This window comes from Gordonia desulfuricans NBRC 100010, from assembly GCF_001485495.1.
Taxonomy (GTDB): Bacteria; Actinomycetota; Actinomycetes; order Mycobacteriales; family Mycobacteriaceae; genus Gordonia; species Gordonia desulfuricans.
Genome location: NZ_BCNF01000076.1, coordinates 19,240 through 30,701, shown reverse-complemented (window position 1 = coordinate 30,701; position 11,462 = coordinate 19,240). Strand labels below are relative to the sequence as shown.

The 11,462-nt window shown below is 67.4% G+C and carries 5 protein-coding genes; 3 read left to right on the top strand and 2 right to left on the bottom strand.

The genetic code is table 11. The annotated features are described in order from the left end of the window. Nucleotides 1–649 precede the first annotated feature (649 nt). Nucleotides 650–2,809: a DUF2254 domain-containing protein gene (locus tag GD1_RS13060; protein ID WP_059037394.1), complete on the top strand. Its 2,160-nt coding sequence runs from the start codon at nt 650–652 to the stop codon at nt 2,807–2,809. 471 nt (nt 2,810–3,280) lie between these two features. Here GD1_RS13060 and GD1_RS13055 read toward each other — a convergent pair whose 3' ends face one another. Together GD1_RS13055 and GD1_RS13050 are read right to left on the bottom strand one after the other, a co-directional pair. Then, on the bottom strand, nt 3,281–3,865 hold the full coding sequence (locus GD1_RS13055) for a DUF937 domain-containing protein (protein WP_020790057.1): 585 nt from the start codon (nt 3,863–3,865) through the stop codon (nt 3,281–3,283). Beyond that, entirely contained in the window at nt 3,822–4,961 is a 1,140-nt protein-coding gene (locus GD1_RS13050; protein ID WP_083534155.1) for an alpha/beta hydrolase, read from the bottom strand. The genes GD1_RS13055 and GD1_RS13050 overlap by 44 nt, the downstream gene beginning before the upstream one ends. A 415-nt stretch (nt 4,962–5,376) precedes the next feature. On the opposite strand from GD1_RS13050, the gene gltB reads away from it, so the two are divergent. Together gltB and GD1_RS13040 are read left to right on the top strand one after the other, a co-directional pair. After that, a complete protein-coding gene (gene gltB / locus GD1_RS13045; RefSeq protein WP_059037392.1) occupies nt 5,377–9,978 on the top strand; it encodes a glutamate synthase large subunit in 4,602 nt (1,533 codons plus the stop codon). Beyond that, entirely contained in the window at nt 9,971–11,422 is a 1,452-nt protein-coding gene (locus GD1_RS13040; protein WP_059037390.1) for a glutamate synthase subunit beta, read from the top strand. Before gltB ends, GD1_RS13040 begins: the two co-directional genes overlap by 8 nt. The last annotated feature ends 40 nt before the right edge of the window (nt 11,423–11,462 follow it).

The following is an 11,462-nucleotide window of genomic DNA, read 5'->3' as shown; positions in this document are numbered from 1 at the left end:
CCCGGCTCAATCGCCAACACGGGTCTCGGTTCAATCAGCAAGTAGCGGTTGGTGGTTGATTCGATGAGGAGCGTAGCGACGAGGCGTGTCGAAACCTCAGACGGCCGGGCTCGTCGACGTGACCACTTCGGGGGTGGTCGCCTCCCAGCGCATGCTGCGGAGATTTCGACTCGGGTCCTCGCTGCGCTCGGTCCCGGCTCAATCAGCAAACGGGGTCCCGGCTCAATCAGCAAATGGCAGTGCGACTCGATCAGCAATGCCCAGTGGGTGGTTGAGCCGATGAGGAGCGTAGCGACGAGGCGTGTCGAAACCTCAGACGGCCGAACTCAGGAGCGTCACCACCTCAGAAGTGGTCGCCTCCCAGCGTGCGCTGCGGAGATTTCGACACGGGTCCTCGCTGCGCTCGGTCCCGGGTCAATCATCAATGTGCGTCCCGGTTCGATCATCAATGTGCGTCCCGGTTCGATCATCGATGGCGTGCGTGGCACGCGTCGAACTCGGGGATCGATGTCGAAGCGGTGGATGGCATGGTGCGGCATCGGGTAAACCATGCAGCGGCTCCACATCACTCGTAGACGGGCCGCTGATCCCCTAGGCTCATCGGCAGTGCAATACGGACCGGATCGTGTAGGGATCGAGGACTTCAGAGATGACCGATTGGTTCCACCGCACCGTCATCGACCCCGGACGACTGCCGTTGTTCCTCTTTCTGGTCGCGTTCATCCTGACCTTCTTGTTCATCCGGTTCAGCGTGCGGATGATCCGGGCGGAGGTCAGCTGGTGGCCGGGCAACGTCACCCCCGGCGGGCTGCACCTGCACCACGAGTTCTTCGGCGTGATCATGATGGCGTTGTCGGGGTTCGGGCTGATCGCCGTCGCCCGCTACGACGCCCCGATCGCCGATGCGGTCCTCGCGTCGATCTTCGGGATCGGCTGCGCCCTGGTACTCGACGAGTTCGCCCTCATCCTGCATCTGCGCGACGTGTACTGGGAGGAGGAGGGGCGCTCGTCGGTGGACGCGGTGTTCGTGGCGATCGCGATCGGTGGCCTGTTCCTGGTGGGGCTGCGGCCGCTGGACATCTCGGCTGCGGTGGGGGACTGGCAACACACTGCGGATCCGTCCGAGCGAATCGGCGTGGTGATCGGGGTGGCGGTCAACGTGCTGCTCGCGGTGATCACCCTCGCGAAGGGCAAGCTCTGGACCGGGCTGGTCGGGATGTTCCTACCGTTCCTGCTGCTGTTCGGCGCGATTCGGGTGGCCCGTCCGGCATCACCATGGTCGCGGTGGTTCTACGGATCGCGAGAGGCCAAGTACGAGAAGGCCGTCGCCCGTGAGGTCCGGTACCGCGTACCGCTGATCCGCTGGAAGATCGTCGTGCAGGAGACTCTTGCCGGACGGTTCGGTGTCCCCGACAAGCCGCCCGCCCTCCCCCCACAGTTGCCGGCCTCCGATACGACGGCACCGAAGGCCGTGGCACCCAATGCGATCGCCACCGCGATCCGGTGGCGGCGTACCCGGCGGGCATTGCATGTGGCGCCCACCTGGCGACTGCCCGCCGTCTTGATCGTCCTCGCGATCATCACCGCGATCCTGTGCATCACCCTCGACGAATCCGTCGGTCTGGATGTCGATTCCGGCACCCTCGCCACGGTTCTGGGTGTGATCGCCGGCGCGATGGCCACCCTCACCGGCCTGGTGTTCACCGCCGTCACCCTCGCCATGCAGTTCGGCGCATCGCAGATCTCGGTACGCGTGATCCCCCGGCTGCAACGGGAACCCACGATGCGATGGTCGATCGGATTCTTCCTCGCCACCTTCGTGTTCAGCGTCATGGTGGCGATGGATCTCGCGTTGTCGGAACCGGAGGACGCCACGCCGGGTATCTCGACGGCGATCGCCGCCGTCCTCACCGTCGTCTCGGCCTTCCTGTTCCTCGCACTTGTCGCCAAGGTGGGGACGGTGCTCAACTCGGCACAGCTTCTGCGGTGGATCGCCGCCGACGGCCGGGGAGCGATACGCCGCGAGTACCCGGATGTGCACGACGTCCCGACCGCATCGCCGCTCGAGGAGTCGGCCGAGTCACCCGACGAGCACGACGAGTCCGACGAGCAGCCGCGCACCGTGATCCCGCTGCGGGAGACGGCGAGTCGCGGCCGTGTGTTGCTGGCGGTGAACATCCCCCGACTCCAGGCGCTCGCCGTCCGCTGGGACGTGCGTTTCGAGCTGCTGGTCGCCGTCGGCGACTACGTCCCGCACCACGTGGGGGTGATCGCGGTGACCGGGCCCGGACAGGATCGCGTGGCCATCCCCAAGGTGTTGCGCTGCTTGTTCTTCGGGGACACCCATCAGCCGTCGGTGAGCCCGTCGGCGGCCTTGCAGTCGATCTCCGACATCGCGCTCAAGGCGATCTCGAGTGCGGGCAACGACCCGAGCAGTGTGGTGCTGGCACTCGACCACACCGAGGACCTGTTGCTGATGCTCGCCCCGCGGGTACGCGCAGATGTGGTGGGCAGGCAGGCCACACTGGTCGACGGATATCGGCGCACCTGGGGTGACTACGTGGCGATCGGCACCGACGAGATACGGCGCCACAGCCGGAACCAGGCGCAGGTGCAACGACGCCTGCGTGCCCTCTACGGCACCCTGCTCGAACAGTGCTCGTACGACCAGCAACCGCCGATCGTCGAACGCATCCAGGCCCTCGACGAGCAGATCGAGACGGAATGGACGGTGCCACTGGACCGCCGGCTCGCGTCGGCCCCCGACCGCCAAGGATCTGGATCGGAGCGGGGCTCGACGCTCGCCTGACGACACCGTCGACCTCGACCGGCACCGCCGTGTTCTCCCAACGCATGCCACCGGTAGGGGTCGCGTATCGACGTGTGCTGCGGAGGCTTCGACGGCCGGTCGGCCTCGCTGCGCGAGGACGTCCTGCTCAACCATCCGGTGGTGGTGGGTGGTCGAGTTGAGTCGACGAGGAGTTCGGCAGTGCGTGGTCGCCGACATCGTCGGTCACCAGGTTTCGACACGGGTCCTCGCCCAGGGGCTCGGTCCCGGCTCAACCACCAAGCGGGACAATGTATTTGGTTGTGAATTGATCGTTTCTGACTCGGCCACCAAGTAGGACGACTTCTTGGGGTTGTGAACTATTCGGTTCGGGCTCGGCCACCAGGTAGGACGACTTCTTGGGGTTGTGAACTGTTCGGTTCGGGCTCGACCGCCAAGTGGCACGACGACCATACGTTTCACAACCCAAAGAAGTTCGGTCAGGGCGGGAGGCTATTTCTTCCCGCCCAGGATGCCGCCGAGCAGATCGCCGAGGCCTCCGCCGCTCTTCCCTCCGCCGGAGCCGCCGAGGACGTTGCCGAGGATCGAACCGAGACCGCCGCCGCCGGCACCACCCAGGACATTGCCCAGGATGGAACCGAGATCGCCGGTGCCGCCGCCGGTTCCGGAGCCCTTCATGACCTTGCCCGCCAGGTAGCTCATCACGATCGGTGCGAGTATCGGCAACAGCTTCTGGATCAGGCCCGAGTCGACCGCCGCCGCCGGGACCTGTCCGCTCAGTGCCGTCGCGACGTTCTCGGTCTCGCCGCCGAAGACGTGCGAGACGATCTTCTGGCCGTCGCCGGTGTCGACCGCACCGAGATCGATCTGGCCCTGTGCCAGATCGTTCTGATGTCCGGCCAGCGCGTTCGCCAGACCCTCCGCACCACCGGCCTGGTCGGCCTGATGTGCCATCCCGCCGAGCAGCGCGGGAAGTGTCTGTGCCACAGCGGACTGTGCCGTGGCCTCGTCGACGCCGAGCCGGCCGGCGATGTCACCGATCGGTAGGCGTGACATGAGGTCGTCGAGATCGGACATGGAAGGCCTCTTTCTTGTTGTCAGGACTGCTGGGCAGGGTGGCGGGGGAACCCACCGTATCGATGAAATGTGCGGCGGCGGTGACGGCGTGGCCCGATTCGGGGGTGAGCCGCGGGAACATCTGGAAGACGTGGCCCTGGTCTGGCCAGCGCTGCAGGGTGGTGTCGGCGCCGGCGGCCAGCAGCGCGCGGTGGTAGGTGATCGCGTCCAGGCCCATCACCTCGAGGCCGCCGTACTGGATCAGGGTGCGGGGCAGGTCGTCTGCCGCCTCGAGTGCGATCCGCATCCGCGGCTCGTCCGGATCGGCGGTTCCGGTGTAGAACCTCAGGATTCGTTGGGCGGCAACGGCATCGATCAGGGGATCACGAATTCCTGCCCGCTGGTGCGCCACGGCGAGATCGAAGGACGGGTCGTAGAGCGGGGAGAACAACACCATCCCGCCGGGTTGTGGGGTGCCGGTCTGCTGGTTGTCGGCGAGCAGGTCGAGCGCGAGGTGGCCGCCCGCCGAATCCCCGGCGACCACGATCCGGTCGGCATCGATGCCCTGCGCCAGCAGCCAGTGATAACCGCGGATGGCGTCGTCGCCGGCGGCCGGCCATCGGTACTGCGGGCCGAGCCGGTAGTCGAGGCTGAACGCGAGCGCGCCGGACCGGTGCGCGAGCCGCGCGACCAGCCCGCGATGGGTGCGGGGTGAGCAGACCACATAGCCGCTGCCGTGCAGGTAGTAGAGGACGGTCCCGGCGTCCCGCAGGGTCAGATGGTGGCCGTGGTGACCGGTGGCACCGACCCACTCGCCGCGGACCAGACCGCGCCGGTGGCGGGCCACCACGGGACGGACGGTGGTCCCGGCCGGCACCGGACTCAGCGCCACCAGCGTGCGGTTGACGCCGGGACGGGTGGCCCGCAGCATGCGTTCGGCGACCGGCGGGGGATTGAACCGGGTCGCCGCCATCATCGGGCGGCTGACCCGACCGAGGTATCCGTTGAGGGCACGGGCCCGGCGTGAACCACGGGTCCCGGCGGGGTGCGGCCCCCAGGTCGGGGCCTCGCCGGCCCTGTCCGGAAGCTCGGATATGTCCCATGCCGGCGTGCTCACAACCCGACCCTAGGACCTGGGCGGACGCGCCGGAGGGCAATTGGGTGACGGACAGGTACCGGTTGTGATGCGGTGCATGCGCTCTGGCGGTCCGAACAGGGGTTCCGGCATGCCCCCGGGCAGGTGTTGAGCTGCGGAATTCATATCGATGTGGTAGCCGGATTTCGATAGTGGGTACCCGCCGTGAGAAAATGGACGACAATGCTTAGCAAGCAGGGTGGTGTCATGTCCGGCCGATGATGTCCGGCCCACCAGTCAGCAACGGCGCTGACCATCCGGACGCCATCGTGTGACCGTCGGAGGACCAGGTCAGCCCATATCGGGGACTCCGAACTGCCGGTCGCCGGTGACGCGTACCGCGAAGACGCATATCGGGTGAATCTGTGCGCAGTGTCGCGCACGAAGTGAGGCGAACATGAAGTATGCCCCCGGGCCAGTGGGTCTCTACGACCCCATCAACGAGCACGACTCGTGTGGTGTGGCATTCGTCGTCGACATGCATGGTCGACGCAGCCGCGACATCGTCGACAAGGCCATCACCGCACTGGTGAACCTGGAACACCGTGGTGCCGCCGGTGCCGAGCCGAACACCGGCGACGGTGCAGGCATCATGATCCAGGTCCCGGACCGGTTCCTGCGTGAGGTCGTCGACTTCGAGCTGCCCGCCGAGGGCCGCTACGCCACCGGTATCGCATTCCTGCCGCAGGGCTCCGAGGACGCCGCCGACGCGGCTGCCGGGGTCGAGAAGATCGTCGACTCCGAGGGGCTGACGATGCTGGGCTGGCGCGAGGTGCCGGTCAACGAGAACGGACTCGGTGCGCTCGCCCGCGACGCCATGCCGACCTTCCGCCAGCTGTTCCTGGCGCTGGGCGACGACGTCGTCGACCCCGACGGCATGGAACTCGAGCGCAAGGCGTTCGTCGTGCGCAAGCGCGTCCAGCACGAACTCGGCCTCAAGGGCGCCGGCGCCGACGGCCCGGGTCGCGAGACCGTGTACTTCCCGAGCCTGTCCGGCAAGACCTTCGTCTACAAGGGCATGCTGACCACCCCGCAGCTGCGCGAGTTCTACCTCGACCTGCAGGATTCGCGGGTCGAGAGCTCGCTGGGCCTGGTGCACTCGCGTTTCTCCACCAACACCTTCCCGTCGTGGCCGCTGGCACACCCGTTCCGCCGGGTGGCCCACAACGGTGAGATCAACACCGTGACCGGCAACGAGAACTGGATGCGGGCCCGCGAGGCGCTGATCGACACCTCGGTGTTCGGCACCGACGCCGCGGAGAAGATCTTCCCGACCTGCACCCCGGGTGCCTCCGACACCGCGCGGTTCGACGAGGTGCTCGAGATGCTGCACCTCGGTGGTCGCAGCCTGCCGCACGCGGTGCTGATGATGATCCCGGAGGCCTGGGAGCGGCACGAGGCGATGAAGCCGTCGCACAAGGCGTTCTACGAGTACCACTCGACGCTGATGGAGCCGTGGGACGGCCCGGCGTCGGTGTGCTTCACCGACGGCACCGTCGTCGGTGCCGTGCTCGACCGCAACGGCCTGCGTCCCAGTCGCGTCTGGGTCACCAAGGACGGACTGGTCGTGATGGCCTCGGAGGTCGGTGTCCTCGACATCGACCACGCCGACGTGGTGCAGAAGATGCGCCTGCAGCCGGGCCGCATGTTCCTGGTCGACACCGCCGCCGGTCGCATCGTCGACGACGAGGAGATCAAGGACGAGCTGGCCGCCGAGCATCCCTACGAGGAGTGGCTCGAGGCCGGGCTGGTGCACATCGACAAGGTCAAGGCGCTGCCCCACACGCATATGCCCCATGATCGGGTGACGTTGCGGCAGTTGGTGTTCGGTTACACCAACGAGGAGCTGAACCTGCTGGTCGCGCCGATGGCGAAGACCGGCGCCGAGGCCATCGGTTCGATGGGCACCGACACCCCGATCGCCGTGCTGTCCGCGCGTCCGCGGATGCTGTTCGACTACTTCCAGCAGTTGTTCGCCCAGGTCACCAACCCGCCGCTGGATGCCATCCGTGAAGAGGTGGTCACCAGCATCGGCGGCACCATCGGTGCCGAGGCCGACCTGCTGAACCCCACTGCCGGCTCCTGCCGCCAGATCGCGCTGCCCTCACCGGTTCTCGACAACGACATGCTCGCCAAGCTGGTGCGCATCGACGAGGACGAGAACCTGCCGGACTTCCGCAGTACCCACATCCACGGTCTCTACCCGGTGGCCGAGGGTGGCGCGGGCCTGCGTGCGGCGCTGGATGCGGTGCGCGCCAAGGTGTCTGCCGCGATCGCCGACGGTGTGAACCTGATCGTGCTCAGCGACCGCGAGTCCGACGAGACCCTCGCGCCGATCCCGTCGCTGCTGCTGACCGCCGCCGTGCACCACCACCTGGTGCGCGAGCGTCAGCGCACCCGCGTCGGCCTGATCGTCGAGTCCGGTGACTGCCGCGAGGTGCACCACGTCGCCACGCTCGTCGGTTTCGGTGCGGCAGCGGTCAACCCGTACATGGCCTTCGAGTCCATCGAGGACATGGTGGAGCGCGGGGTGCTCGGGGACATCGACTTCGAGACCGCCCGCAAGAACTACATCAAGGCCGCCGGCAAGGGTGTGCTCAAGGTGATGAGCAAGATGGGTATCTCCACCCTCGCCTCCTACACCGGTGCGCAGCTGTTCCAGGTGATCGGCATCGGCCAGGACACCGTCGACGAGTTCTTCACCGGTCTGCGCAGCCAGCTCGGCGGTATCGGTCTCGACGAGATCGCCACCGACGTCGCCGCCCGCCACTCGCTGGCGTTCACCGACCGGCCCAGCGAGCGGGCCTACCGCGAACTGCCGGTCGGCGGCGAATACCAGTGGCGCCGTGAGGGTGAGTACCACCTGTTCAACCCGGACACGGTGTTCAAGCTGCAGCACTCCACCCGCACCGGCCAGTACAAGGTGTTCAAGGAATACACCAAGATGGTCGACGACCAGTCGCGCACGCTCGCGACGCTGCGCGGTCTGTTCGACTTCAACTTCGGTGACCGCGACCCGATCCCGATCGACAAGGTCGAGTCGGCGCGCGACATCGTCAAGCGCTTCTCCACCGGCGCGATGAGCTACGGCTCGATCTCGGCCGAGGCCCACGAGACCCTGGCGATCGCCATGAACCGTCTCGGCGGCCGGTCGAACTCCGGTGAGGGCGGCGAGGATCCGCGCCGTTTCCATCACGACGAGAACGGCGACTGGCGCCGCAGCGCGATCAAGCAGGTCGCCTCCGGCCGCTTCGGTGTGACCTCGCACTACCTGACCAACTGCACCGACATCCAGATCAAGATGGCGCAGGGTGCCAAGCCGGGTGAGGGTGGCCAGCTGCCGCCGCACAAGGTGTACCCGTGGGTCGCCGAGGTCCGTGGTTCGACGCCGGGCGTCGGCCTGATCTCGCCGCCGCCGCACCACGACATCTACTCGATCGAGGATCTCGCACAGCTGATCCACGACCTGAAGAACGCGAATCCGCAGGCGCGGGTGCACGTGAAGCTGGTCAGCGAGGTCGGTGTGGGCACCGTCGCCGCGGGTGTCTCCAAGGCACACGCCGACGTGGTGCTGATCTCCGGGCACGACGGCGGCACCGGTGCCTCCCCGCTCACCTCGCTCAAGCATGCGGGTGCGCCGTGGGAGATCGGTCTGGCCGAGACCCAGCAGACGCTGCTGCTCAACGGTCTTCGTGACCGGATCTCGGTGCAGGTCGACGGTCAGCTCAAGACCGGCCGCGACGTCGTCGTCGCGGCACTGCTCGGCGCCGAGGAGTTCGGTTTCGCCACCGCGCCGCTGGTGGTGTCGGGCTGCATCATGATGCGTGTCTGCCACCTCGACACCTGCCCGGTGGGTGTGGCCACCCAGAACCCGCTGCTGCGTGAGCGGTTCACCGGCAAGCCGGAATTCGTCGAGAACTTCTTCCTGTTCATCGCCGAAGAGGTCCGGGAACTGCTGGCCCGCCTCGGGTTCCGCACCCTGCAGGAGGCCGTCGGCCACGTCGAGGCACTCGACACCGGCAAGGCGCTCGCACACTGGGGTTCGGCCAAGGCCGGCAAGCTCGACCTGTCGTCGGTGCTCGCCGTCGCCGAGTCGCCGTTCATGAACCAGGACCTGTACTGCTCCGGCTCCCAGGACCACGCCCTGGACAAGGCACTCGACCAGCAGCTCATCGCGCAGAGCCGTGAGGCGATCGACCACGGCACCGCGGTGTCGTTCACGTCGACGATCACCAACGTCAACCGCACGGTGGGCACCATGCTCGGCCATGAGGTGACCAAGGCCTATGGCGCACACGGGCTTCCCGCGGGCACGATCAACATCGACTTCACCGGCTCGGCCGGCAACAGCTTCGGTGCGTTCGTCCCCAAGGGCATCACCCTGCGTCTGGCCGGTGACGCCAACGACTTCGTCGGCAAGGGTCTGTCGGGTGGCCGGATCGTGGTCCGCCCCGCCGACAACGCGCCGGAGGGCTTCGTGGCCGAGGACAACATCATCGCGGGCAACGTGATCGGGTTCGGCGCCACCGCCGGCGAGATCTACCTGCGCGGTGTGGTCGGCGAGCGTTTCTGCGTGCGCAACTCGGGTGCCACCGCCGTCGTCGAGGGCGTCGGCGACCATGCGTGCGAGTACATGACCGGAGGTCGCGTGGTGGTGCTCGGTGCCACCGGACGCAACTTCGCGGCCGGGATGTCGGGCGGTATCGCCTTCATCCACGACCCGGCACAGAACTTCGCCGACAACCTGAACACCGAACTCGTCGACCTCGAAGAACTCGACGCCGACGACATCGAGTTCCTGCACAGTGCCATCAGCACGCACCACGCGGAGACCAAGTCACCGGTCGCCGTCGGGCTGCTCGCCGATTGGGCCACTGCGCAGAAGCAGTTCGCCAAGGTGATGCCCCGCGACTACAAGCGGGTTCTCGCGGCGGCCGCAGCGGCCGAGCGTGAGGGACGAGACGTGAACGAAGCGATCATGGAGGCCGCACGTGGCTGACCCCAGAGGATTCCTGAAGCACCCCGAGCGGGAGCTGCCCGACCGCCGTCCGGTGGACCTGCGTCTGCTCGACTGGAAAGAGGTCTACACCGACTTCGACAAGGGCGAGTTGGCAACCCAGGCCAGCCGTTGCATGGACTGCGGTATCCCGTTCTGCCACAACGGATGCCCGCTGGGCAACCTGATCCCCGAGTGGAACGACCTGGTGTACAAGGGGCGGTGGGAGGACGGTATCGAGCGTCTGCACGCCACCAACAACTTCCCCGAGTTCACCGGCCGGCTGTGCCCGGCCCCGTGTGAGGCGTCGTGTGTGCTGGGCATCAACCAGCCCGCGGTGACCATCAAGCAGGTCGAGGTGGAGCTCATCGACAACGCCTGGGACGAGGGTCTGGTCCAGCCCGTGCCGGCGAGCCAGAGCACCGGCAAGACCGTCGCCGTGGTCGGTTCCGGCCCGGCCGGTCTGGCCGCCGCCCAGCAGCTCACCCGCGCCGGACATGCGGTGACCGTCTTCGAGCGGGCCGACCGCATCGGTGGACTGCTCCGCTACGGCATCCCCGAGTTCAAGATGGAGAAGCGCCACATCGACCGCCGTCTGGAGCAGATGGAGGCCGAGGGCACCGTCTTCCGTGCCGGGGTCAACGTGGGTGTCGACGTCACCGTCGAGCAGCTGCGCGGCGACTTCGACGCCGTGATCCTGGCGGTCGGGTCGACCATCGGCCGTGACCTGCCGATCCCGGGCCGCGAGCTCGACGGCATCCACCAGGCCATGGAGTTCCTCCCGCAGGCCACCAAGGTGCAGCTCGGCGACACCGTCGAGGGACAGATCACCGCCACCGGCAAGAAGGTCGTGATCATCGGTGGCGGCGACACCGGCGCCGACTGCCTGGGTACCTCGCTGCGTCAGGGCGCCGAGATCGTCCACCAGTTCGAGATCATGCCGAAGCCGCCGAACCACCGCGCGGACTCCACCCCGTGGCCGACCTACCCGCTGATGTACCGGGTGTCCTCGGCTCACGAGGAGGGCGGCCACCGCGTCTTCTCGGTCAACACCGAGGAGTTCGTCGGTACAGACGGCAAGGTCACCGCACTCAAGGCCTACGAGGTGGTCATGCGTGACGGTCGCTTCGAGAAGGTGGAGGGCAGCGACTTCGAGCTCGAGGCCGATCTGGTGCTGCTCGCGATGGGCTTCGTCGGCCCGGAGCGCGGCGACCTCCTCGACAAGCTGGGCGTGGAGTACGACGCCCGCGGCAACATCAAGCGCAACGACGACTTCGCGTCGTCGGTGCCGGGTGTGTTCGTCGCCGGTGACGCCGGCCGCGGACAGTCGCTGATCGTGTGGGCGATCGCCGAGGGCCGTTCGGCCGCCGCGGCCGCCGATGCGTTCCTGGCCGGTTCGACCGATCTGCCGTCCCCGATCGTGCCGACGCAGGTCGCCCAGCGCTGATCTCCCGGACAACTCCGACAGGGAGCCACCCACCCGTTCG